Consider the following 24,707-nt stretch of genomic DNA (forward strand, 5'->3'; position numbering starts at 1 on the left):
CTCTCCCTCGCGCACCTCAGGGCCGGGAGCGATCCCGGCCCGCCTTTTCCCCACGGAAAAGGGGCCGGAAGCAGCTGCTCCCGACCCCTCATATCCTTCGCCAGTGCCGAGGCTTTAGATCGCCGCGACTTCCGCCACGTCGACCTTGACGCCCGGGCCCATCGACGAGCTCAGCGCGACCTTGCGGACATATTTGCCCTTGGCGCCGGCCGGCTTCGCCTTGATCACGGCGTCGACCAGCGCGTCGAAGTTCGCGCGCAGGTCCTCGGCCGGGAACGACGCCTTGCCGATGCCCGAATGGATGATGCCCGCCTTCTCGACGCGATATTCGATCTGGCCGCCCTTGGCCGCCTTGACCGCTTCGCCGACGTTCATCGTCACCGTGCCGAGCTTCGGGTTCGGCATCAGGCCCTTGGGGCCCAGCACCTTGCCGAGGCGGCCGACCAGGCCCATCATGTCGGGCGTGGCGATGCAGCGATCGAAGTCGATCTTGCCGCCCTGGATGGCGTCCATCAGGTCTTCCGCACCGACGACGTCTGCGCCTGCTGCCGTGGCTTCCTCAGCCTTGGCGCCGCGGGCGAACACGCCGACGCGCACGGTCTTGCCGGTGCCCTTGGGCAGCGTCACGACGCCGCGGACCATCTGGTCGGCGTGGCGCGGATCGACACCCAGGTTGAGCGCGACTTCGACGGTCTCGTCGAACTTCGACGTGGCGTTCGCCTTCACGATGCCGATGGCTTCGTCGACGCCGTGGAGCTTGTCGGCCGGAACGGTCCAGGTCTTCTGCTTCTTGGTCAGCTTAGCCATGATATCAGCCCTCCACCACTTCGAGGCCCATCGCGCGGGCGGAGCCTTCGATGATCTTGGTCGCTGCCTCGATGTCGTTGGCGTTCAGGTCCTTCATCTTGACCTGGGCGATTTCGCTCAGCTGCGAGCGCTTGATCTTGCCGGCAACCGACTTGCCCGGCTCCTTCGAGCCCGACTTAAGGTTGATCGCCTTCTTGATCAGGTAAGTCGCCGGGGGCGTCTTGGTCTCGAACGAGAACGAACGGTCCGCATAGACGGTGATCACCGTAGGAAGGGGCGTGCCCTTCTCGGTGTCGCCGGTCGACGCGTTGAACGCCTTGCAGAATTCCATGATGTTGACGCCGCGCTGACCCAGCGCAGGGCCGATCGGGGGCGACGGGTTTGCAGCGCCCGCGGGCACCTGCAGCTTGATATAGCCGGTAATCTTCTTTGCCATGTCACTCTCTTTCAGGGCACCGCAATGGGCGCCCGATCAAGTTTAGCGGTTCAGTCGGACGCTAGCGTCCTCCCGCACGGTTTCCATCGCGATGCTTTGGAAGCGCGGGCGCATAGCGCAAAGCGCGCGCCGATGCAAACGGGCGAATCGCCGCTAAGTCGGCCGCCACGTGCCGCCTTGGGCGCGCGCCGCCGCACGCCTCTGCAACGAAAAAGGCCGGAGCCTCGGCCCCGGCCTTTCGTCGTCTTCAAATCCCGTGAGGGACGATCACTTGACGCGTTCGACGTCCTCGAAGCCAAGCTCCAGCGGCGTCGCGCGGCCGAAGATCGAGATCGAGACCTTGACGCGGCTCTTGTCGTAATCGAGCTCCTCGACCACGCCCGAGAAGGTCGCGAAGTTGCCGCTGGTGACCTTGACCGTGTCGCCGATATCGTAATCGACCTTGACGCGGGCCTTGGGCGCGGCGGTTGCCGCCTCATCCTTGGTATTGAGGATGCGCGCGGCTTCGGCCTCGCTGATCGCCTGGGGCTTGCCCATCGAGCCGAGGAAGCCGGTCACCTTGGGCGTGTTCTTCACCAGGTGATAGACGTCGTCGTTCATGTCGAGCTTGGCGAGGACATAGCCCGGGAAGAACTTGCGCTCGGACTGAATCTTCTTGCCGCGGCGGACTTCGGTGACGGTCTCGGTCGGCACTTCCACCGACTCGACGAACCGGTCGAGGCTCATGCGGGCGGCGTCGGCCAGGATCTGGTCGCGGACCTTGCCCTCGAAGCCGGAATAGGCGTGGATGATGTACCAGCGCGACATGCTTAGCCCTTGGTTGCGAGGGTGAGGAGGAAGCGGACGACCGCGTCGAAGAAGCTGTCCACGCCGAGGAAGAAGATGCTGAGCAGCGTCGTCATGATCATCACCATCACGCCGGTCATGATCGTCTCGCGGCGCGAGGGCCACGTAATCTTCTTGGTCTCGGCCTGCACCTGCCGCACGAATTCGATCGGGCTCGTCTTCGCCACCTGGGCCATCCTCGTATTAAAAACTATGCCTTCAGCGAGGCATGGGTCCGCTGCCCGGTCCTTCGGAGGAACCGGTGCTTTCCCATCACGCTGTTGGATTGGGATCGGTATCTAGCGAGTCGCCCCGGCGAACGCAAGCCGCGCGCGGATCAGAGATAGGCCACTGCCGCGAAGCCGCCGATCAGCAGCACCAGGAAGCCCCAGGCGAACAGGTTGAGCCGTTCTTCGATGAATGCCTGGACGGGCTCGCCATAGCGCTTGAGCAGCGCCGCGACGAGGAAGAAGCGCACGCCGCGGGTGATCGTCGCGAGCAGCACGAACAGCGCGAAGGGATAATGCGAGAGCCCGCTGGCAATCGTCACCAGCTTGAACGGGATCGGCGTGAGCCCCTTCACCAGGATCAGCGCCCAGCCATATTTATTGTACGCGGCGGTGAAGTCGTCGAACGCGTTGTGGCGGAAGAATTCGAGCATGGTGCGCGCGACGTCGGTCAGGAAATAGCCGATCGCATAGCCGAACATGCCGCCCACCACCGAGGCGAGCGTGCACACCGCGGCGATCTTATAGGCCTGGTCGCGCCGGGCGAGCACCATTGGCACCATCATCACGTCGGGCGGGACGGGAAAGAAGCTGCTCTCGGCGAACGAGACCGCGGCAAGGCTGCGGAGCGCGTGGCGGTGGTGCGCCATGCGCAGCACCCAATCGTACATGGCGCGAAACATGGGAGGCTCCTTAGCCTGCTTTTGGTGCAGTGCAAAAGCGTTCGCGGCGGACCGTTCAGCGCCGCCAGCGATAGACCGGCGGCGCGGTGATTTCGCGGACGGGCGCGGTGAGATCCGCGCCGCGCTTCGGATCGGTCCCCGCCGCCTGATCGACGAAGCCATAATAGACGCCGTGCGCCAGCGAGGCGCCGCGCTGCTCGACATCGCCGATCAGTTGCGCGGTGCCCGAGAGCACGATGCCGCGCTCGAACTCGCCGATGCCGGAGAACACCGTCGCGACGCGCGCCTCGTCCTGCACCACGGTATCGCCGCGGATCACCGACAATGCCTCGATCCGCGCCGTGCCGCGAACGCTGCCCGAAAGCACCCGGGCATGCGGGCCGACATAGGCAGTGGCGTCGACGCTGGCACCCGGAGCGACCCAGCCGCCGCCCCTGGGATGACGATGGCCGCCTGCGACCGGGGCGGGCGCGTCCGGCTGAAAGCCGTCGGGCAGCGCGCCGGCGAGCTCGACCATCCAGGGATAGCGGTAGATCGAATAATAAGGCTGCTCCCAGCGAATATGCTGGAACTGCGACGGCGTGCCGACGACGATCAGATAGACGCCCTGGTCACCCGGCTGGAGCGCGATGCTCGCTTGGCCATCGGCACCGCGCTGGAGCGGCGCATAGCGGCTCTTGCCCGCGGTATCGACCGCGACCAGCCCCCAGCGCCAGTCCGAATCCGGCGCGGGTATCGCCGCCGGCTCGTCGGCGAGGCCGGGGAGTGTGGCGACTGCGGATGCGGACTGGATCACGCCGCGGAAGGTCGCGGTGACGCGGGTAGCGCCGGCATCGGGGCGCAGCTTGACGAGATTATAGCCCCAGCGCTGCGGCGCCCAGTCGGCGGGGACGGCGAAACGGCGTGCGGCAAGGTCGATCGGGTCGAGCGCGGTGGTGCGCAGCGGCGAGTCCGGGCGTCCGTCATAGCCGCCATATTCGCGGCGATAGATCGCCCCCTGATCGGAGCCGTCGGGATTGGTATAGTCCCAGTTCGCGTTGTGCAGCGCCCAATCACCGAACGCATCGTTGAGCTGCGACGGCGTCCAGCCCTGGTTGCGCATCAGCACTTCCATCGGATCGGCGGTGGCAGCGTCGGGCGTGCCTTGCTTGGGCGCGCGCCGCCAGATGTCATTGACCGCGCCATAGCCAAAGCGGTCCTTCAGATATTCGAGGAACTGCCAGTTGCAGTAGCGCACCCGCGTCGAGCCGAAATAGAGGTGCGGATAATTCACCGATAGCACCGAGCAATGCGTGTTGCCGCGGAACTCGGGAAGCTGGGTGGTCATCCAATTGGCATGGCTCTCCCACAGCCATCCGCCATAGGGCGTGTCGCGGAACGATCCGGTGCCGCCCTGGAGCGAATGGGTGAGCTCGTGCGCCAGCCCGAACCGGTCCTTCAATCCGCCCGGCCCGATCCACATGCCGATATTGCCGGCATCGTCGACGCCGCCGGTCAGGCCGTAGCTGGCATCGATGAAGATGTTCGCCTTGCGCTTGGTTGCCGATGCGCAATCGGGTTCGGGGAAGTCGAGCGTGCCGAGGAAATAGGACCACACCGCTTCAAGGTGCGCGCCTGCGGCCTTGGCGACTTCCGCCGAGACGAGATCGCCTGCCCAGTGGAAGGCGAAATGCGGCGTCTCATAGCGCAGCGGCAGCTTGGCATTGGGGTCCGCCGGATTGGTCGCGACCGGCTTCCAGCTGCCGGCCACGCATTTGGCATTCTCCCCGGCCCAGGCCGGCGTCGCGGCGAGGATTCCGGCCAGAGCGAGGAGCATGCGCATCAACGCGGCGCCAGCTTGACGATCGTCGGCGCGCTGCCGAGCGGGATCGTATAGGCGTCGCGCTCCAGCGTGCCGGTGGAGGGCGTCAGCGCCTTGGCGCCCGGCACCGTCGTCTCGATCCGCAGCCGCGCGGTCGGGGTGGTGGCGGTGGCGGGATCGAGCGTCACGTTGATCGCGCCATTGACCGGCGTGTAGGTGACGTTGGCGATCTTGCCGGCGTCCAGCGTGATCCACGCGCCGGCCGGCGCGACGAACAGCCGCGATCGTGCGCCGTCCTTGGGCTGGATCTGCACGCCGTCCTTGCCCTGCGTCACGTCGCCGCCAAAGCCCAGCCAGCCCAGCGTCGGATCGTTGACCAGATAGGTCGCCGCGGTGAGCGCATGGCCGTAAAAGCCCATGCCATAGTCGCCGCTATACGGGTCCCATTTCATCATGTCGGGCCAGCTGTGGAAGGCCGCCGACGAGAAGCCGGTCTGATCGATATTGGTGATCCCACCCATCATGCCGCCATAGGCGACGCGCAGCAGATGGATGTCCTTGGGGTTGGCGCGATAGGCGTCGAACAGCGGGACGGCGTTGAGCGCCGAGCCGTAATGGTGGATCTGCCGCTCGATCCGCGGATATTTGCCGCCATAGAGGAAATCCCAATAGCGGCGGGCATTGCCGTTATAGCCCCAGCTCGGGATCGTCGGGTCATAGCCGAGGATCACTTCCTTGGTGACGTCCGCCTGTGGCTGATAACCGAAATAGCGCATCCAGGCATAGACTTCGGGCTGGCCGGTGGAGTCCCACGGCATTTCCGAACCGAACGGGAATTTGAGCGTGCGCCAATGGTCGGCGCGCTTCTTCATCAGCGCCTCCATGTCGGTGGCTTCGGCGGTCAGGCCCTCGCGCTTGAGGTCCTTGAGGATGTCGACGAAGACATCGCCTTCCATCAATCCGAACTCGGCATAATAAGGCGCGTCGCGCATCATCGCGACGGTGGTCTGGTACGCCTTGTCGAGATACCAGCGCCAGTCGTGCGTCTTGACCATGCCGGGATGGTTGCGCGCGGTGCGATAGAGCACCCAATGGCCGATCGCGACATGGGGATAGTTGTAGGCGCGGCCGAGATCGTTCGCGTCCTTTTCCTTCCACGACGTCCACGACTTCCACTTGTCCGCGTCCTGGTAGAGGTCGGGGAATTTGGCCGGGTCGTAATAGAACAGGCTCTTTTTGACCGCGCCCGCCTGGGGGCCGTCGGCGACCTGGAGGTTGCCGACCACGGTCTGCGTGACCAGCCGCTCGAGCTTGGCGACTTCGGCGGGCTCGGGGTTGTCGAGCTGCTTCATCGTCGCGGCGACCCACGAGCCGCCGCCGCCCTCGTCGCTCATCCCGGCGATCCACACGCGCGGCTCGACATCGACGATCTTCTTGGCCTCATTGTCATAGGTCAGGATCGCCGGCGAGCGGCCGAACTTGTCGCCCTTGCCCTCATACCATTGCTGCGTCGTCGAGAAGCGGCCGAGATCGGCCATCGTCTGCTCGAGCGGCTTGGTGACGAAATAGCTGACCGTCTGGACCTGGCCGTCGGCATAGGTGAGGGTCAGGCGCACCTGGCCCCATTGCCGGCCCTTGATGCTGAGCTTGGCCCAGCCCTTCTGGGCGCCGGCGGCGGTCGCCTCAACGGCGCCGGCCGGGAAACTCTCGATCCGCCGGATCGCGCTCGGCGCCTTGACGAACAGCGTCGCGCTCTGGTCCTGGGGGACGACATAGCCGGGGATGCCGATCGCGACCGGGCGCTTGTTGGCGATCAGGGTATCCTCGATTGCGCGGATGTTCGGCGTCTGGGTCATCCGCACGCCGACTTCGATCGTCTCGCCCGGCGCGAGGGTGCGGCCGGTGGGGGCGTTCCACTGCTCGCCCGCGTCCTTCCACTCGCGGTCGGCATAGCCGATGCTGTGGACGGTCCAGTCGTAAAAGCCCTCCGAGGTCTGGCCGCGCTGGCTCTTGTCGGTGAAGATCGAGCCCTTGGCCTCGCGCGGGTTCTTGAGCGGGGCATAGGCTTCGAGCGGGCTGCCCTTTTCGGGAAGCACGAGCAGCGCAGGCCCGGCGCCGTTGAGCCGCGTCACCTGCAGATAACCGGCGTCGCGCCCGATATAGGGATCGACGAAACTCGCCTCGGCATGCGCCTGGTCAAGGGTACGATCGGTGATGATATTATCAAACACCATCGGCATGCCGAGCGCGCCGATCTCGAGCGGCGTCTTGGCGGTGTTGGTGATGCGGAAACGCAGGCCGAGCAGGCCGGCCTCGTTGACCCAGCGGCGCTCGACCTTGAACGGCGCGTCGCCGCCCATGCTCTTGGTGATGTCCGCCGCGGCGATCACATTGCCCCCCGCGGGGAGCAGGCGGATCGGCTGGCGGGCATGCGCCGAGGCGAAGTCGCGCCATTCGCCGCCGGGCGCGCGGACGCGCAGATTGAGGTCGCCGATATGATTATAGCCGTCGCCGGCACGCTCGGGCTCGCGCGCGGTCGGCACGAAGCTGAACGCCGGCTCTGCGGCGGGGGACAGGCGCGCGAGCGTCTGGGTGTCGCTGCGCAGCGCGATTTCGAAGCTGCCGACCTTGTACGGCGTCGTGTGCACCGGCGCATAGACCGGCTTGGGCCGCTCCTGCGCGATCAGCGCGGTCGAGGACAGGCCGGCGAGGAGGAGCGCCGCGGGAGCGAAGGTACGGAACTTGGACATTGCGGTTCTCATTTCGTGACTGCGCCGATCGCGGGCGTGGCAGGGGCGGGCGCCGGTGCCGCGATGGGCAGTGGCAGCACCGGCGGCTTTTCGTCCAGCAGGTTGCGGGTGAAATAGTCGCGCAGCTTGCGCCAGAAGAACGGCTGGGCGACGCGGTGGGTGGTGTTGGGCAGGATCACCAGGTCGACGTCACGGCCGGCGGTGATCAGCGCATTGGCCAGGCGCAGGCTCTCGGTGACGGGGACGTTGTCGTCGATGTCGCCATGGATCAGCAGCAGCTTGCCGGTGAGGTTCCTGGCGACCGACATGTTGGAGTTGCGCTCCCACGTGGCTTCGTCGGGATTGCCCATCGAGACTTCGGGCCACCACGCCTTGTCTAGCCGCAAATCGTGGTTGCCCGACGAGGCGACCGCGACCTTGAAGAATTCCGGTCGGCGCAGCACGAAGCGCGCGGCGTCATAGCCGCCGGCCGAGCCGCCATAAACGCCCACCCGGGTGGCGTCGATATAGGGGTATTTCGCGGCCATCTGACGGATCATCGCGATATGATCGTCGAGCCCGACTTCGCCGAGATTCTGATAGGCGGGCAGGCGGAAGGCCTGGCCGCGGCGCGAGGTGCCGGTGCCGTCGATGCTGACCACGATCGCGCCCAATTGTGCGACGCTGCCGGCGCCCGCGGTGATCGCGCCGCCCCAGCTGGTCGGCACGTTGGTGGTGGTCGGGCCGGTATAGACCGCGTCGATGATCGGATAGCGGCGCTTCGGATCGAAGTTCGCCGGGCGCCAGATCATTCCGTAGAGCGGCGTCTTGCCGTCGGCCGCCACGCCGGTGAACGGCTCGGGCGGAGTGTAGCCCGTCGCGAACAGCGCGCTGGCGTCGGCGGTGGCGAGTTCGCTGACGATGCGGCCGTCCTGCGCGCTGCGCAGCACGGTGCGGGTCGGCACCGTCGGGCTCGACATCGCATCGATGAACCAGTTGCCGTCGGGCGACACCTCGACGCTATGATCCAGCGGCTCGGGGGTGAGCAGCAATGGCGGCTTGCCGTCGGCGGTCACCCGGTAGAGTGCGGTGTAATAGGGATTGCGGTCACGCTCGCGGCCGACGCCGGTGAGCAGAATGGTGTGCGCCTTGGCGTCGACATGGGCGATGTCGAGCACTTCCCATTCGCCACGCGTGAGCGGAATGCCGCCATCGGGATCGTCGGGACGAACGAGATACAGCTGGGCCCAGCCGGTCCGCTCGGAAATATCGAGCTCGCCGCCCAGATCGGGCGCGGGGCGCAGCGAGCTCGACGTCACCGTGACGATCGGCTTGACGGTCTCGCGCGCGACGACCGTCGCCTTGCCGGTCTTCGGATCGGCTTCGTAGACGACGAGCTGCTTGTAGCCGCGCTCGGTCCACTGGACGCGCGCTTTGCCGCCCGACCAGCCAAGATCGGGCGCAGCCGGATAGAGCAGCGATTCGCTCGGCACGTCGAGCGGGACGATCGTCGCGCGCTTGCGCTTCAGCGCGTCCTCGACATCGATCGCGAAGCGCGTTGCCTGAGGCAGCTTGGCCGCGCCGGCGAGCGGATATACATATTGGAAGCTGCGCGGATAGAAGCTGCCCGGCGGGTTTTCCTGGGTCATCGACAGCCGCGCGACGCCGCGCGTGTCGAGCCGCCAGCTGAGAATGCGGCGGCTATCGGGCGACCATTGCACCGACACTGGCATCTTGGGCTCTTCGGTACCCGCCTTGAGGATGTCGGCGAGCTGCGGGATCGAGCGACCATAGGGCTGCTCGCGGGTGCCGTCGCGGGTCAGTGCGACTTCGTGGTTCGACTTGCGATCGCGCGCGAACAGGTTGAAGTCGCGGGCCAGGATCTCGAAGCGACCGTCGGGCGAAACCGCGCCTTCGCCTTCGGGATCGCCCTTCTTCGCCTCGGCGAGCACGCCTGCGGCGTCGAGCGTCAGCCGCCGCTCGTCGAGCGTGAAGGTCAGCACATTGTCCTTGGCGCTATAGTCGGCCTCTTCCAGCCGCAGCATCGCCGCGTCGAGTTCCTGCCCGGCCATCTGGCTGATCAGGACGGCCAGCCGCGCTTCGTTGATGATCGACCGGCTCTGGCGCGTGGCGAGGTCGTAATAGACGATGTCGCGCTTGCCCAGGCTGCCGAGCCGATAGAGGATTCCCGCGCCATCGCGAGTAAAGGACGCGCGCAAGTCAGCGTTGACGATGGATTTGTCGAGCTGCGGACGTAGATAGCTGTCGGCGCGGGCATAGCGCTCGGCGATTGTCGGGGTGGGCGCCGGTGTGGCCGCCGGCTGCGGCGTCGATTGCGGCGTTGGGCCGTTGCCCAGCAGCAGGAGGGTAGCCAAGGCTCCGACGCCGAAGCGCATCGGCAAGCCGGTAAAAGTTAGATTGTTTCGCATTTGGCGCCTCCCTGCGCTGCCACATAACGCAAGCTTCGCTGCGCGCTCAACAAAATTATACCGTATATTTTATGCCGTGCTTGCGTTTGCGCTAATGCGGGCTAGCGTGAGAGATAGGGGCGCTGTTCAGGAGATCGGCATGGCCAAGCTATTATTCCTGCTTCCACTTGCGTTGCCGCTGATGTCAGCGGCGGCCCCCCAGAAGGCCAAGAATGGCAGGCAATGCGTGATTGCCTCGGGGCTGGCCGCGCCGGTCGTGCGCGATGATGGCCGGGTCTATTTCCGCGGACAGCCCGATCCCAAGCGCTCGTATATCGCGGTGTTCAAGGGCGGACGCTGCCTTGGGATGAACCGCTTCGCCACCGTCGTGGTTGAAACGACCGGGGCCGGCTATTGCGAAGGCGACAAGCTGCGCGCACTGAACCTGCCGAGCACGATCCCCGGACCCATCTGCGTGCTCGATCATCTCGAGCCCTTTGCCGGCGATGTCGACGACTGATTCCGCGATTGGGATTGACGCTCCGACAGGCCGGCGATAATCGTATACGGTATTCTGCGGAGAATTTGATGCGACCGATGTCTGCCTCGCGCCGGGAACTCATGATCGGCGCGGCCGTGCTCGCTTTTGGTGCAAAGGCCGGCGTCGCCCGCGCCGCGGCCAAGGCGCTCGCCCCAACCGGCATCAAGCCGCTGCCGCTCAGCGCAGTGCGGCTGCGGCCTTCCGATTTCGCGACCGCGGTCGAGGTCAACCGCAACTATCTGCATCGGCTCAGCCCCGATCGGCTGCTCCACAATTTCCGCAAATATGCCGGTCTTGAGCCCAAGGCGGCGATCTATGGCGGGTGGGAGAGCGACACGATCGCCGGCCACACGCTGGGCCATTACATGACTGCGCTGGTGCTGACCTGGCAGCAGACCGGCGATGCCGAAATGCGCAAGCGCGCCGACTATATCGTCGACGAACTCGCCGAGGCGCAGGCCAAGCGCGGCACCGGCTATGTCGGCGCGCTCGGCCGCAAGCGGAAGGACGGCACCGTCGTCGACGGCGAAGAGATCTTCGGCGAAGTGATGAAGGGCGAGATCAAGTCCGGCGGGTTCGATCTCAACGGCTCCTGGTCGCCGCTCTATACGGTGCACAAGCTGTTCGCCGGGCTGCTCGACATCCATGGCGCCTGGGGCAACAAGAAGGCGCTGACCGTCGTCGAAGGGCTGGGCGGCTATTTCGAGCGCGTGTTCGCCGCGCTCACGCCCGCGCAGATTCAGGAAGTGCTGGGCTGCGAATATGGCGGGCTCAACGAGAGCTATGCCGAGATGCACGCACGGACCGGCAACCCGCGCTGGCTCAAGATGGCCGAGACGCTCTACGACACGCGCGTGCTCGATCCGCTGAGCAACCGCGAGGACAAGCTCGCCAATTTCCACGCCAATACCCAGGTGCCCAAGCTGATCGGGCTCGCCCGCATCTATGACATCACCCATGACGAGAAGCGCCGCACCGCCGCGACCTTCTTCTGGGAGCGCGTCACCGGGCACCACAGCTTCGTGATCGGCGGCAATGCCGATCGGGAGTATTTCTTCACGCCCGATACGGTCGCCGATCACATCACCGAGCAGACCTGCGAGCATTGCAACACCTACAACATGCTCAAGCTGACGCGGCACCTCTATGGCTGGCAGCCCGACGGTGCGCTGTTCGACTATTATGAGCGCGCGCATCTCAATCACGTGATGGCGGCGCAGGACCCGGCGACGGGCGGCTTCACTTATATGACGCCGCTGATGACCGGCAGCGAGCGCGGCTATTCGACGGTCGACGACGATGCCTTCTGGTGCTGCGTCGGCAGCGGGATGGAGAGCCATTCGAAGCATGGCGAATCGATCTTCTGGGAAGACGATGCCGGCGGCCTGACGGTCAATCTCTACATCCCGGCGGACGCCGACTGGGCGAAGCGCGGCGCGTCGCTGCGGCTCGAGACCAACTATCCGTTCGAGGGCGAATCCAAACTGACCTTCGCCAAGGTCAAGTCGGCCAAGTTCCCGGTGGCGCTGCGCGTTCCCGGCTGGGCCGCAGGCAAGGCCGTCGTCGCCGTGAATGGGGCGGCCGTAACCCCCGAATTTGCGCGCGGTTATGCGATCGTCGACCGCCGGTGGAAGGCCGGCGACACCGTGTCGATCACGCTGCCGCTCGACTTGCGGATCGAGTCGGCGCCGGGCGACGAGAACACGATCGCGCTGCTGCGCGGGCCGATGGTGCTCGCCGCCGATCTCGGCCCGAAGGAAGCCAAATGGGAGTCGGCCGATCCGGCGCTGGTCGGTGCGGATCTGCTCGCCGGCTTCACGCCCAGCGACGCTGCCAAGGGGCTCTACGCCACTAAGGGCGTGGTGCGCCCTGGCGATTTGCCGTTCGTGCCCTTCTATCGCCAATATAACCGCCGCAGCGCGACCTATTTCAAGCGCTTCTCCGAAACCGCCTGGGCGGCTGAGGAAAAGGCGTTCCTGGCGGAACAGGCTCGGCTCAAGGACATCGCCGCGCGCTCGGTCGACGTCATGTTCCTCGGCGAGATGCAGCCCGAGCGCGACCACAGCCTTACTTCGGACCAGTCCTGGCCGGTTACCTATCGCGGTCGGCAGGGGCGCGACGTGCGCCCCGGCGGGTTCATGGAATTCACGCTGAAGACCAAGCCCGGTCCGCTGATCCTGCAGGCAAGCTATTGGGGTGGCGAGCGCAAGCGCAGCTTCGATATCCTCGTCGACAATGTGAAGGTGGCCACCCAGACGCTCGACAATGACAAGCCGGGCAAGTTCTTCGACGCCGAATATCCGCTTCCCGAGGCGCTGACCAAGAGCAAGGCCTCGGTGAAGGTGCGGATCGTGCCGCACGACCGCAACACCGCGGGCCCGGTGTTCGGCGTCCGCCTGTTCACGGCCAAGCCGGGCGCCAAGATTTGAGCGAGACGAATGCGGGCGTGGCGATGACGCTCGACGAATTGCGCATGCTCGCCCGCACCAAGCTGGTCGCGGCCGGGCTGGCGCAGGATCACGCCGATGCCGTCGCCGAGACGATGGTCGCCGGCGAGCGCGACGGCTGCGCCAGCCACGGCATCTACCGGCTGCTGGTGGCGGACCGCAGCATCCGGGCGGGTGTCGTCGTCCCTGATGCGGTGCCCTCGGTCTCGGAGCCCAAGCCGGGGCTGGTCAGCGTCCATGGCGGCGGCGGGTTCGCCCAGTTGGCGTTCGCGCGCGGCATGCCGCTGCTCGTCGAAAAGGCGCGCGCCAACGGGATCGCCGCGATGGCGCTCAACAATGTCGTCCATTTCGCGGCGCTGTGGCCCGAGGTCGAGGCGCTCGCCGAGCAGGGGCTGGTCGCGCTCGCTTTCACCCCCAGCCACGCCTGGGTTGCGCCGGCGGGCGGCACCAAGCCGGTGTTCGGCACCAACCCGATCGCGTTCGGCTGGCCGCGCCCGGGGCGCGAGCCCTTCGTGTTCGATTTCGCCACCAGTGCGGTGGCGCGCGGCGAGATCGAATTGCACCGGCGCGAGGGCAGGGCGATCCCGGCCGACTGGGGCGTCGATGCGGACGGCAACGCCACCACCGATGCCAAGGCCGTGCTCGACGGTGCGATGCGCACCTTTGGCGGCCACAAGGGCTCGGCACTTGCGGCGATGGTCGAACTGCTTGCCGGCCCGCTGATCGGCGACATGACCAGCGCGGAATTGATTGCCGCCGACGAGGGGCGGGGGGATCGCCGATCGGCGGCGAACTGATCCTCGCGATCGATCCGGCGGGGTTCCTCGGCCAGGCGGTGCAGGGGCATCTCGAACGCGCGGAGGCGATGTTCGACGCGATCGAAGGGCAGGGCGCGCGGCTGCCGTCGCAGCGGCGCTATGCAGCGCGCCGACGCAGCCTGGCGGACGGCGTCACCGTCCCGGCGGCGCTATATGCGGACATTATGGCAATCGGAGTTTGAAGATGCGGGCATGGCGTAGGGCGGCAGTGTTGCTGACGGGCGTGGCGACGCTATCTGCAGGGGCCGGCGCCGCCATTCCCGCAGGCTCGGCCGATGCCCAGTTCAAGAAGCTCTACACTGCGGAATATGAATGGCGGCAGCGCCAGCAGGCGCCGAACGAAGATAGCCCCAAGGACCAGAAGCCCGGCCTGCCCGATATCGGCCCCGCTGCGCAGGCAGAGAAGCTGGCACGCTGGACCGCGACGCTTGCCGCACTGTCGAAGATCAAGCCCTCGGCGCTGTCGCCGGCCGAGCAAGTGAATTACGCGGTCTATAAGGGCCAGATCGAGGCGCTGCTCGCCGAGCAGAAATATCGCGAATATGAAAAGCCGCTCAACGCGGATTCGAGCTTCTGGGGCGATATCGCAGAATCCGCGCGTGGTAATTTTGTTCGCGAGAAAGACTATCGCGATTATATTTCGGTGCTTCGCGACCTGCCGCGCTATTACGACCAGCAGATCGTCAATATGCGCGCCGGGCTCAAGCGCGGCTTCACTCAGGCGCGGATCACGCTGCAGGGCCGCGATGCCGGCGTCGCCAAGGTCGTCGAGGCCAAGACGCCTGCGGACTCGCCCTTCTTCGCGCCCTTCGCCAAATTCCCGTCGAGCATCCCGGCGGCGACTCAGGCAGAGCTGCGTGCCGCGGGGGAGGCGGCGATCCGCGAGGCAGTGGTGCCTGCCCACGCCAAGCTGCTCGCCTTCCTGCGCGACGAATATATCCCTGGCGCGCGTACCAGCCTGGCGGCATATGACCTTCCCGACGGGCGAGCCTATTACCAGTCGAAGGTCTCCGAATATACTACGCTGCCCCAGACGCCCGAGCAGGTCCACGCGATCGGCCTGGCCGAAGTCGCCAAGATCCGCGCGCGGATGCAGGACGTGATGACGTCGGTCGGGTTCAAGGGCGATCTGGCTGCCTTCCTCCACTTCCTGCGCACCGATCCGCAATTCTACGCCAAGACTCCGCAGGCGCTGCTCGACCGCGGCGCCTGGATCGCCAAGACCTTCGACGGCAAGGCGGCGAAGTATTTCGGACGGCTGCCGCGCAGCCGCTTCGCGATCATTCCGGTGCCGGACGACATCGCTCCCTTTTACACCGGGGGGCGCGGCGGGCCGGGCGTCTATCTGATCAACACCTATAATCTGCCGGCGCGGCCGCTCTACTCGCTGCCGGCGCTGACGCTCCACGAAAGCGCTCCGGGCCACGCCTTCCAGATGCCGCTCGCCGCCGAGAACAAGGATCTGCCGGCGTTTCGCCGCGACACCTATCTCTCGGTCTATGGCGAGGGCTGGGCGCTCTATTGCGAGGCGCTGGGCGAGGAAATGGGGATGTACGAGACGCCGTACGATCTGTTCGGCATGCTCAGCTATCAGATGTGGCGCGCCGCGCGGTTGGTGGTCGATACCGGCATCCACGCCCAGGGCTGGAGCCGCGAACAGGCGCAGAAATATCTTCACGACAATACCGCGCTCGCCGATCACGAGATCGAGACCGAAGTCGATCGCTACATCGCGTGGCCCGGCCAGGCGCTGAGCTACTACACCGGCGAGCTGGCGATCCAGAATGCCCGCGCCCGCGCCGAAAAGGCATTGGGCGGCAAGTTCAACATTCGCGCCTTCCACGATGCGGTGCTCGCGCTCGGATCGGTGCCGGTGCCCGAGATCGACCGCCGCGTCGACCAGCTCATCGCTGAGGGCGGCAAGGGCCCTTATCCGGACGAGGAATGACATGAAGGTTTTGCCGTTCCTCGCGCTGCTCGCGGCGTTCCCCAATGCTGCCTGCGCGCAGTCCGGGCCCGCGCCCGAAACGCTGACGAGCAAGGGCAATCCGATCCTCGCCGACGGCCGCTATTACACCACCGATCCGGCGCCGCTGGTCGATGGCGACACGCTCTATATCCTCACCGGCCGCGACATGGCCGACGCCGAGGTCAACGACTTCATCATGCCGGAATGGCAGATGCTGGCGACCCAGGATCCGGCGTCGCATCGCTGGCAGCATTGGCCCGGCTTCATCCGCCCCGAGAATGTCTTTGCCTGGGCCGAGCCCGCGCGCGCCTATGCCGGGCAGATCGTCAAGGGCGCAGACAAGCGCTTCTATTTCTATGCCCCGGTGTTGGAGAAAGACAGCGACGCCAAGGACCGTTTCGCGATCGGCGTCGCCGTGGCGGACAGCCCGCTCGGGCCGTGGAAGGACGCGCATCCCGCCGGGCCGATCGTCTCGCAGAAGGTGCCCGAGGCCAACGACATCCAGAATATCGATCCCACCGTGCTGCTCGACGACGATGGCCGGGTCTATCTCTATTGGGGCACGTTTGGGCAACTGCGCGGCATGGAGCTCGCGCGCGACATGGTCACGCCCAAGGGGCCGGAAAAACGCATCGAGGGGCTGACCGGCTTCTTCGAGGCGCCTTGGATCCTGAAGCGCAAGGGCGTCTATTATATGCTCTACGCTGGCAACAAGGCGGGGCCGGACAGCGCCTGCACCCCTGCGGTCTATTATGCCTGCCAGGCTTATGGCACGGCGACGTCGCCGCTGGGGCCGTGGACCTATCGCGGTGTCGCGCTCAAGCCGGTCTCGTCGACCACTTCCCATGCCGGCGTCGTCGAGTTCAAGGGCAAGTGGTATATGGCGTACCACACAGCAGACGCCGTGGCCGGCGGCCATTTCCGCCGCAGCGTCGCGATCGACCAAGTCGAATGGGACGACAGCGTCATCCCCGCGGCGATCCGCCCGGTGGTGCCGACCCGCGCGCCGCAGCCCGCGCCCGCGCCGACCCGCAACATCGCCGGGGCGGCGTCGGCAGTCTCGTCCAACATGGTGCCGCTGCAATATTGGATCGGCGCGCTCAACGACGGCAAGGTGCGCGCCAATCCGCTCCCTCCCGAGATGTGGGGGACGTGGAACGGCAAAAATCCCCAGAACGCCTGGGTCGAATATCGCTGGCGCAAGCCAGTCACGATCGACGGCTCGCGGATCTATTTCTTCGCCGATCAGCCCGCCGGGTCGGGGATCGGCGTCGCCCCGCCCGCGTCGTGGCACCTCGAATATTGGGATGGTGCGTGGAAGCCGGTCGCCGCAGCCGGGGGCTATGGCGCCGTGCCCGGCGCGTTCCAGGATGTCCGCTTCGCGCCGGTGACGACGCGCTGTCTGCGCGCGGTGTTCGATGCGTCGCGCGCGAACGGCACGTCCGCGGGCCTCGGCGTCGAGGAATGGGAAGTGCTGGCGCCGCGCGCGATTGTGCCAGCGGCAGCGCCGAGCGTGGCGGCGCCGGCCTGCGACTGATTTGCACCACTCCCCGCTTGCAGGGAGGGGGTCGCGTCAACAAACCTCGGCCGTGTTCGTTGGGATCGGCCCCGGCGGCACCCGCGCAGGGTGCTTGTAGAAGGGGTCGCCCGGCAGATGGTGGCGCTCGCCATACACCGCGCGCAGCACGTCGGCGAGCGCGGGGTCGTGGCGGGTCAGGTCGGCGTCGGAAAGGATGCGAACCCCGTTCACCACCGCGAGCTTGTTCGAATTGAACCAGAATTGCGTGCCCTCGGCCCAATATTCCTGGATTGTCGTCGCGCCATATTCGCCGGTCCACAGCCCCTTTTCTTGGGATGCGGCATAGGCCTTCTCGACCCGGGCATAGAGCGCGGTATCGGCGGCCTCGACTGCGTAGAGGATCGCGTGCGAGAATTCGTGGACGAGGATCGTCTCGCCATAATATTTGGTGCCGGGCACCGCGAGGAGGTTCTCGGTCGCGGCGCTGGTCAGCAGCCCGCCCATGCCGCGGGCCCGCTTGCCCCAATATTCGCGGTCGGTCAGCCGACCGATGCGCTCGTCATAATGTTTGCGCTCGCAGCGGGTGAGCCGCGGATCGTCGAGCGCGGGCTTCTTCCAGTCGCGCTGCTCGGGAACGTCGGTGGTCAGTTCGTCGACCCCCATCACCATCACGCGCTGCCCGGATTTGACCAGCTGGCGCGCCAGATCGGGCCGGCGCGCAAGCATCGATACCATCATCCGCCGCGCAACCTGCAGCGCTTCGTCGGGCACTGCGGAGGAGGCCGAGACCGGGATGCCCGCCGCATCGACCGACTTGACGTAAAAGGCATCGAGCCCCGCCGGTGCCGGTCCGATCGGGGCAGGGCGTGCGGCGCATGCAGAAAGCGCCACGGTCGCAAGCAAGATCGCGGCGCGCTTCATGCGAACGGCCGATCGATGGAATGCTGCGGCTCGGTGAACCACGCCGCGCCGGTCTCGGTAACGTACATATGGTCCTCCAGCCGAATCCCGTACCGATCGGGAACGACGATCATCGGTTCGTTCGAGAAACACATGCCGGGCGCCAGCGGCGTGCGGTCGCCGCGGACGAGATAGGCGGGTTCGTGGATCGCCAGGCCGATGCCGTGGCCGGTGCGGTGCGGCAGGCCGGGAAGGCGATAGTCCGGCCCGAGCCCCGCCTTTTCGAGCACGGCGCGCGCGGCATAATCGACGCTCTCGCACGGTTCGCCCGGCCGGCATGCCGCGAAGGCGGCGGCCTGGGCTTCCTTTTCGAGATCCCAGGTGGCGCGAATGGCGTCGCTCACTTGGCCGAAGGCATAGGTCCGCGTGATGTCGGAATGATAGCCGTCGATCGTGCAGCCGGTGTCGATCAGCACCAGTTGGTCTTCCTCCAGCGCCTGATCGCCGGGCAGGCCGTGCGGGAAGGCAGTGGCGGTGCCGAACTGCACCGCGCAGAAGGTCGAGCCTGCCGCGCCGAGCGCCCGGTGCGCATCGTCGATGAACCGCTTGACCACGCTTGCGCGGATGCCCGGCGTCAGGATGCGCGCGGCGCGCCGATGAACTTCGAGCGTCATCGTCTTGGCCTGCTGCATCAAGGCGAGCTCTGCCGGCGACTTGATCATCCGCAAGGCGTCGATCACCGGCGCCGCAGAAAGCGGGCGGAAGGCAGCGCCCAGCAATTCCGACCACAGGAACGGCAGCAACGGGTCGATCGCTAGCACGGCGTCGCGTGCCAGCACTTCCGTGATCAGCTTGACCGGGCTTTGATCCTCCTCCCACAGCAGCAACTCGGCGTCGATCGCCAGCTCCGCCTCCAGTGATCCGCGCTCGAACGCCGGGCATACGATCCACGGCTTGCCGCTTTTGGGGAGCAGCATCGCCACCAGCCGCTCGGTCGGCGACCAGGTCACGCCGGTGAAATAGCGCAGGCTCGGCCCGGCATGGACCAGCAGCGCATCGGCGCCGATCGCGTCGAGCCGCTCGCGCGCCGACTCGATCCGGGTATTGCGCTCGTTCAGGCTGATCCGCGGCGCGGGGGCCTCCCAGGTACGAAGCGACGCCAGCTCCGCTTCGATCGTCGATCCGCCGATGGTCATTTACGTCCTCCCTTGCCGCCGAATTGATCAAGGTCGAACGGCGTGATGTCGATTTTTGGTGTCTTTTCGCTGGCTATCGCGGTGATCAGCTCGGCAGTGATCGGGGCAAGCGTAAGCCCGAGATGCTGGTGCCCGAAGGCGTAGAGCAGATTGCCCGCACGGCGCGAGCGGCCGATCGCCGGCAGATAGTCGGGCAGGGTGGGCCGCGCGCCCATCCAGCGCGTGAAGGGCGGGCGCATCGGTAGGCCGAGTTCGGCAACATGTCGCTCCAGCCGCCCCCATTTGCGCGGATCGGGCGGGGCATCCGGTGTGTCCAGCTCGACGAAGCTCGCCGCCTGTACGGTGTCCCGATAGCGTGTGACGATCATCGATCGATCTTCGAAGACGATCGGCACATCGATCGGCCAGTCCTGCACGGCAGCGCGGATATGATAGCCGCGCTCGGCGATGATCGGCGCGCGGTGCCCGGCGGCCTCGACCAGCGGCTTGCTGCGCACCCCGGCGGCGATCAGGACGAGATCGGCCTCGTGCCCCGGCACCTGCGCCAGCCCCTTGTCGATGGCGAGCATTGCCGATGCGCGACCGATTGCGCCGCCTTGCGCAGTCACGTCGCGTTCGAGTGCGTCAGCGAGCAAGCCGAGATCAGCGACCCGGCCGGTCCCTGAGAATCGAGCCGCACCGGCGATCGATGCGCTGCTGATCGCGCGGACCCGGGCGATATCTTGCGGTGCAGCATCGTCCAGCGTCGCGGTGCCGATATCGGCGGCGGCCCAGCCCGCTTTGCCCGCGGCGGCGCTGCGCGCGTCTTCCCAGACGACGAGATGGCCCTCGGTGCGGAGCAATTCCGTGGCCCAGGGAGCCCGCTGCCAGGCGGGGAGCGCTTCGGCGAGCAGGCTGCGCAATGCCTCGCTGCCGCTGGCGAAAGCCGCGGGGCGCGCCGCGGCGAGGAAGCGCAGCGCGAAGGGCAGCCAGGCGCCGATCGCCCGCGGCGGCAGATCGAGCGCGCCGCCGGCGGAAAACCGCCGCCGCCACGCCGATTTGACGCTGCGCATCGACGCCAGCGGCGCCACCTGCTCGGTGGCGATATGCCCGGCATTTCCCCAGGACGCGGCCTCGCGCGCCGACGATGCCTCCAGCACGGTGACTGCATGCCCTGCCCGCAGCAGCGCCGACGCACAGCTCAGCCCGACGACACCGCCACCAATGATCGTAATGCGCGTCACGGCTATCCTCTATTGCAACGCAAAAAACCGTATCGTATACGTTATTCAACTTCAAGAACGGGGTATCAAATGACGATCGGATGGAAGGGCGTTTTTCCTGCGGTGACGACTCAGTTGCGGGAGGACCTGTCGATCGACCTGGCGGATACGCAACGTGTGGTGGACGATTTGATCCGTGACGGCGTGACGGGAATTATCGCGCTGGGCACGGTGGGTGAGAATAACTCGCTGGATTTTGACGAGAAGGTAAGCGTGCTCACTGCGCTCGTCGAGGTGGTCGCCGGCCGCGTGCCCGTGGTCACCGGGGTTTCGGAATACGACACCCGCCGCGCGGTGCGCTATGCCCAGGCAGCTGAGAAGATCGGTGCCGACGGCCTCATGCTGCTGCCGCCGATGGTCTATGTGCCCAAGGCGCACGAGCTGGTCGCGCACTTCAAGGGCGTTGCCGATCAGACCGGCCTGCCGATCATGTTGTATAACAACCCGCCCGCCTATCGCACGACGATCGACGCCGAGGTGCTCGAGGCGCTGGTCCCGGTAAAGAATATCGTCGCGGTCAAGGAATCGGCGCCCGACACGCGCCGCTTCACCGATTTCCGCAACGCGTTCGGCGATCGCTACGTGCTGTTCGCCGGGCTCGACGACGTCGCCCTCGAAGGACTTTTCCTCGGCGCGCAGGGTTGGGTCTCGGGCCTTACCAACGCCTTCCCCAAGGAGTTGGTCGAGCTCGTCGCGGCCTATGAGCGCGGCGATTATGCCAAGGCGCTGGAAATCTATCGCTGGTTCATGCCGCTGCTCCATCTCGATGCCGAGCATGACCTAGTGCAGTCGATCAAGCTGGCCGAGCAGGTGATGGGCCGCGGCTCTGAACGCGTTCTGCCGCCGCGCTATCCGCTGGAGGGCTTGCGCCGTGCCGAAGTGATCGCGATGGTCGAGAAGGCCGCGGCGACGCGGCCCGATCTGAGCATTTCCAAGGCAGCCTGACGAGCACAATGCGGCACACCTTCTTCTGCATCGACGGCCACACTGCCGGAAATCCGGTCCGGCTGGTGGCCGGGGGGCGCCGCTGCTCAAGGGCGCGACGATGTCGGAGCGGCGCCAGGATTTCCTGGCGCGCTTCGACTGGATCCGCACCGGATTGTGCTTCGAGCCGCGCGGGCACGACATGATGTCCGGCGGATTCCTCTATCCGCCGACGCAGGCCGACAGCGATGTCGGTATCCTGTTCATCGAGACCTCGGGCTGCCTGCCGATGTGCGGCCATGGTACGATCGGCATGGTCACCTTCGGGCTCGAGCATGGGCTGATCCAGCCCGCGGTGCCGGGCAAGCTGCGGATCGAAGTGCCCGCGGGGGTGATCGACATCGCCTATGCCCGCGAGGGCGACAAGGTGACGTCGGTACGCATCACCAATGTGGCCTCCTATGTCGCGGCGCGCGGGATCCAGGTCGATGTCGAAGGCATCGGCCCGCTTTCGATCGACGTGTCCTATGGCGGCAATTACTATGCGATCATCGAGCCGCAGGGAAACTACACCGGGCTCGACGACCTGGGCGCGTCGCGCATCATCGATCTCAGCGGCCGCATCCGCGAGGCAGTACGTGCCAAGTTCGAGCCGGTGCATCCGCTCGATCCCACGATCCGCGGCGTCAGCCATATCCTGTGGGCGGACAAGCCGCGCGGAGACGGTGCCGACGGCCGTAACGCCGTGTTCTACGGCGACAAGGCGATCGACCGCAGCCCGTGCGGCACCGGGACCTCGGCGCGCCTTGCCCATCTCGCCGCGTCGGGAAAACTGGCGGTAGGCGAACGCTTCGTCCATGAAAGCTATATCGGCAGCCACTTTATCGGCCGTGTCGAGGCGGAGACCCGCCTCGGCGATCAGCCCGCGATCATCCCGTCGGTGGAAGGCTCGGCAATCGCCACGGGTTTCAACACGATCTGGATTGATCGCGCGGACGCGTTCTGGGAAGGATTTCAAGTCAAATGACAGATCCGCTGCCGCGCCGCCTGGCCGAAATCCCCGCGGATTCTACGCAGAAAGGGGCAGGGATGAGCATCGTCGTACGTACGCTGGCAGAGCGGGTCTTCGAGATCGTTCGCGAACAGATCGTGACGGGGCGTTTGCCCGACAATCTGCCGATCCGCCAGGATGCCCTCGCCACCGAGCTCGGCGTCAGCAAGATCCCGCTGCGCGAGGCACTGGCTCGGCTCGAACATGAGGGGCTGCTCACCAGCCACGCCAATCGCGGCTATTTCGTCCAGCCGATGTCGGCCGGGCAGGTCGATGAAATCTATGTTCTCCGCCTCGCGATCGAGCCGCCCGCCGCGGTCTATGCCGCCGAGCGCGCGACCGAGGCCGATCACGCCATTGCGATCGATGCGTTCCACAAGCTCGACGGCGCCGCGGCGACCAATCTCGCCGAAGTGGCAGTGCTCAACCGCAACTTCCACACCGCGCTGGTGCGCCCCGGCGGGCGCCTGCTCACGACCCAGCTCGTAGAGCGGCTCTCGATCCTCGCCGAACGCTATGTCGTCGCGCATCTCCAGCCGGCGGGACGCGAATTGCGCGCGCATCAGGAGCATCAGGATCTGCTCGACGCCTGGTTGGCGCGCGACGGCAGGAAGCTGACGGCGCTGCTCACCGAGCATCTTCAAGGCACGCTAGACGACCTTCGCCAGCAATTCAGTTCGGCGACCTAGGCGTCCAATATTTTCTGGGGGAATGGCATGTTTGGTCCGCGCAAGTCGCTCGATTCCGTTACGAAGCATGCCGAGGGCCACGCACTCGCCAAGACGCTTAGCTGGCCGCATCTGATCGCGCTGGGGGTCGGCGCGATCGTCGGGACCGGGATTTATACACTCACCGGCGTCGGCGCCGAGCGCGCCGGTCCGGCGGTGATCCTCGCCTTCGCCATCGCCGGCGCGGTGTGCGCCTGCGCGGCGCTGGCCTATGCCGAGCTCGCGACGATGATCCCCGCTGCGGGCAGCGCCTATACGTTCAGCTATGCCGCGCTCGGCGAGACGATCGCCTGGGTGGTCGGCTGGAGCCTGGTGCTCGAATATTCGCTCGCCTGCTCCACTGTGGCGGTCGGCTGGTCGGGCTATCTCGTCGGCTGGCTGCATGCCGCCGGGTTGAACCTGCCCGCGGCACTGCTGGTCGGCCCGCATGCCGGCGGGATCATCAACCTGCCCGCGGTGGTCGTAGCGCTCGGCGTGATGGGCATGCTCGTCGCCGGCACGCGCGAAAGCGCCACGCTCAACATCATCCTCGTCATCATCAAGCTCGTCGCGCTCGCGGTGTTCGTCTCGTTCGCGATGCCCGCCTTCAACGCCGACAATCTCCACCCCTTCATGCCCTATGGCTTCGGCTCGGTCGAAACCGGCGGCGAGAAGCGCGGCGTGATGGCCGCGGCGGCGATCGTCTTCTTCGCCTTTTACGGCTTCGACGCCGTCGCCACCTCGGCCGAGGAAGCCAAGCGCCCGGGCCGCGACCTGACCATCGGCATCGTCGGATCGATGCTGGTCTGCACGATCATCTACATGCTTGTGGCGGTCGCCGCGGTCGGCGCGCTGCCCTTCCAGCAGCTCGCCAATTCGCCCGAGCCGCTCGCGCTGGTGCTGCGCTCGCTCGGCCAGCCGGTGGCCGGGCACCTGATCGCGCTCGCCGCCGTCGTGGCGCTGCCCTCGGTGATCCTGGTGATGATGTACGGCCAGAGCCGGATCTTCTTCGTGATGGCGCGCGACGGGCTGCTGCCGCGCAGCCTGGCCAAGGTCTCCCCGCGCACCGGCGCGCCGACGCGGATCACGCTGATCACCGGCGTCGTCATCGCCGCGGTCGCCGGCTTCTTCCGGCTCGACGAGATCGCCGAACTCGCCAATGCCGGCACGCTGCTGGCGTTCATCGCCGTCGGCGCCTGCCTGATGGTCCTGCGCAAGCGCGCGCCCGATGCGCCGCGTCTGTTCCGCTGCCCGGCGCCCTATCTCGTCGGCACGCTGGCGATCCTGGGCTGCCTCTATCTGCTATCGAGCCTGCCCACTTCGACGATCGTGCGCTTCATCATCTGGAACCTGATCGGGCTGGCGGTCTATTTCGGCTATGGCTGGCGCAATAGCGAAGTGAAGCGGCAGACGGTCCACAGCTGAAGTCCCCGGGGGCTTCGCGCTCCCGTCTCCCA

At 66.4% G+C, this 24,707-nt stretch carries 18 protein-coding genes and 2 pseudogenes; 9 read left to right on the top strand and 11 right to left on the bottom strand.

Going from position 1 to position 24,707, the window contains the following annotated elements; all coding sequences use genetic code 11:
• Window positions 1–114 precede the first annotated feature (114 nt).
• From rplA to AB2M62_RS02865, 8 genes are all read right to left on the bottom strand, one after another.
• Window positions 115–807 (bottom strand): 50S ribosomal protein L1, encoded by a 693-nt coding sequence (gene rplA / locus AB2M62_RS02830; protein WP_404337629.1) that lies wholly within the window; start codon window positions 805–807, stop codon window positions 115–117.
• A 4-nt stretch (window positions 808–811) separates the two neighbouring features.
• Complete coding sequence (rplK, locus tag AB2M62_RS02835) at window positions 812–1,243, bottom strand: 50S ribosomal protein L11 (RefSeq protein WP_404337631.1); 432 nt, start codon at window positions 1,241–1,243, stop codon at window positions 812–814.
• Between the two features lie 267 nt (window positions 1,244–1,510).
• A complete protein-coding gene (gene nusG / locus AB2M62_RS02840) occupies window positions 1,511–2,050 on the bottom strand; it encodes a transcription termination/antitermination protein NusG (protein WP_404337633.1) in 540 nt (179 codons plus the stop codon).
• Window positions 2,051–2,052: 2 nt separating this feature from the next.
• On the bottom strand, window positions 2,053–2,256 hold the full coding sequence (gene secE / locus AB2M62_RS02845; protein WP_404337635.1) for a preprotein translocase subunit SecE: 204 nt from the start codon (window positions 2,254–2,256) through the stop codon (window positions 2,053–2,055).
• A gap of 149 nt (window positions 2,257–2,405) precedes the next feature.
• Window positions 2,406–2,978: a YqaA family protein gene (locus AB2M62_RS02850; protein WP_404337637.1), complete on the bottom strand. Its 573-nt coding sequence runs from the start codon at window positions 2,976–2,978 to the stop codon at window positions 2,406–2,408.
• Between the two features lie 55 nt (window positions 2,979–3,033).
• Window positions 3,034–4,800 (bottom strand): Svx/AvrXca family virulence/avirulence protein, encoded by a 1,767-nt coding sequence (locus tag AB2M62_RS02855; protein ID WP_404337639.1) that lies wholly within the window; start codon window positions 4,798–4,800, stop codon window positions 3,034–3,036.
• Window positions 4,800–7,529: a DUF5695 domain-containing protein gene (locus tag AB2M62_RS02860; RefSeq protein ID WP_404337641.1), complete on the bottom strand. Its 2,730-nt coding sequence runs from the start codon at window positions 7,527–7,529 to the stop codon at window positions 4,800–4,802. Before AB2M62_RS02860 ends, AB2M62_RS02855 begins: the two co-directional genes overlap by 1 nt.
• Before the next feature lie 8 nt (window positions 7,530–7,537).
• Window positions 7,538–9,883 carry a DPP IV N-terminal domain-containing protein gene (locus tag AB2M62_RS02865; protein WP_404337643.1) on the bottom strand — a complete coding sequence of 782 codons (2,346 nt, stop codon included), beginning with the start codon at window positions 9,881–9,883 and terminating at the stop codon, window positions 7,538–7,540.
• Between the two features lie 193 nt (window positions 9,884–10,076).
• Between AB2M62_RS02865 and AB2M62_RS02870 the strand changes: the two genes are divergently transcribed.
• From AB2M62_RS02870 to AB2M62_RS02890, 5 genes and pseudogenes are all read left to right on the top strand, one after another.
• Complete coding sequence (locus AB2M62_RS02870; protein WP_404337645.1) at window positions 10,077–10,436, top strand: hypothetical protein; 360 nt, start codon at window positions 10,077–10,079, stop codon at window positions 10,434–10,436.
• A gap of 68 nt (window positions 10,437–10,504) precedes the next feature.
• Window positions 10,505–12,886 (top strand): beta-L-arabinofuranosidase domain-containing protein, encoded by a 2,382-nt coding sequence (locus AB2M62_RS02875; RefSeq protein ID WP_404337647.1) that lies wholly within the window; start codon window positions 10,505–10,507, stop codon window positions 12,884–12,886.
• Window positions 12,887–12,909: 23 nt separating this feature from the next.
• Window positions 12,910–13,904: pseudogene (locus AB2M62_RS02880) on the top strand (Ldh family oxidoreductase).
• A 2-nt stretch (window positions 13,905–13,906) separates the two neighbouring features.
• Window positions 13,907–15,670, top strand: coding sequence for a DUF885 domain-containing protein (locus tag AB2M62_RS02885; protein ID WP_404337649.1), 1,764 nt, complete (start codon window positions 13,907–13,909; stop codon window positions 15,668–15,670).
• 1 nt (window position 15,671) lies between these two features.
• Window positions 15,672–17,228 carry a family 43 glycosylhydrolase gene (locus AB2M62_RS02890; protein ID WP_404337651.1) on the top strand — a complete coding sequence of 519 codons (1,557 nt, stop codon included), beginning with the start codon at window positions 15,672–15,674 and terminating at the stop codon, window positions 17,226–17,228.
• Between the two features lie 36 nt (window positions 17,229–17,264).
• On the opposite strand, the gene AB2M62_RS02895 is transcribed toward AB2M62_RS02890, so the two are convergent.
• Genes AB2M62_RS02895 through AB2M62_RS02905 form a run of 3 tightly spaced genes read right to left on the bottom strand, consistent with a single transcriptional unit; the run spans window position 17,265 to window position 20,529 of the window.
• The gene (locus tag AB2M62_RS02895; RefSeq protein ID WP_404337653.1) at window positions 17,265–18,131 is read right to left on the bottom strand and encodes a glycoside hydrolase; all 867 of its coding nucleotides are present in this window, start codon (window positions 18,129–18,131) and stop codon (window positions 17,265–17,267) included.
• Window positions 18,128–19,306 carry a M24 family metallopeptidase gene (locus AB2M62_RS02900; protein ID WP_404337655.1) on the bottom strand — a complete coding sequence of 393 codons (1,179 nt, stop codon included), beginning with the start codon at window positions 19,304–19,306 and terminating at the stop codon, window positions 18,128–18,130. Before AB2M62_RS02900 ends, AB2M62_RS02895 begins: the two co-directional genes overlap by 4 nt.
• Window positions 19,303–20,529 carry an NAD(P)/FAD-dependent oxidoreductase gene (locus AB2M62_RS02905; protein WP_404337657.1) on the bottom strand — a complete coding sequence of 409 codons (1,227 nt, stop codon included), beginning with the start codon at window positions 20,527–20,529 and terminating at the stop codon, window positions 19,303–19,305. Before AB2M62_RS02905 ends, AB2M62_RS02900 begins: the two co-directional genes overlap by 4 nt.
• A gap of 69 nt (window positions 20,530–20,598) precedes the next feature.
• Between AB2M62_RS02905 and AB2M62_RS02910 the strand changes: the two genes are divergently transcribed.
• From AB2M62_RS02910 to AB2M62_RS02925, 4 genes and pseudogenes are all read left to right on the top strand, one after another.
• Window positions 20,599–21,513: a dihydrodipicolinate synthase family protein gene (locus tag AB2M62_RS02910; protein WP_404337659.1), complete on the top strand. Its 915-nt coding sequence runs from the start codon at window positions 20,599–20,601 to the stop codon at window positions 21,511–21,513.
• Window positions 21,514–21,521: 8 nt separating this feature from the next.
• Window positions 21,522–22,519, top strand: a pseudogene (locus AB2M62_RS02915) (4-hydroxyproline epimerase).
• Between the two features lie 62 nt (window positions 22,520–22,581).
• Window positions 22,582–23,232 carry a GntR family transcriptional regulator gene (locus AB2M62_RS02920; protein ID WP_404337660.1) on the top strand — a complete coding sequence of 217 codons (651 nt, stop codon included), beginning with the start codon at window positions 22,582–22,584 and terminating at the stop codon, window positions 23,230–23,232.
• A gap of 27 nt (window positions 23,233–23,259) precedes the next feature.
• The gene (locus tag AB2M62_RS02925; protein ID WP_404337662.1) at window positions 23,260–24,675 is read left to right on the top strand and encodes an amino acid permease; all 1,416 of its coding nucleotides are present in this window, start codon (window positions 23,260–23,262) and stop codon (window positions 24,673–24,675) included.
• Window positions 24,676–24,707 lie beyond the last annotated feature (32 nt).

The organism is Sphingomonas sp. MMS12-HWE2-04 (genome assembly GCF_044881185.1).
In the GTDB taxonomy this organism is placed as follows: Bacteria; Pseudomonadota; Alphaproteobacteria; order Sphingomonadales; family Sphingomonadaceae; genus Sphingomonas.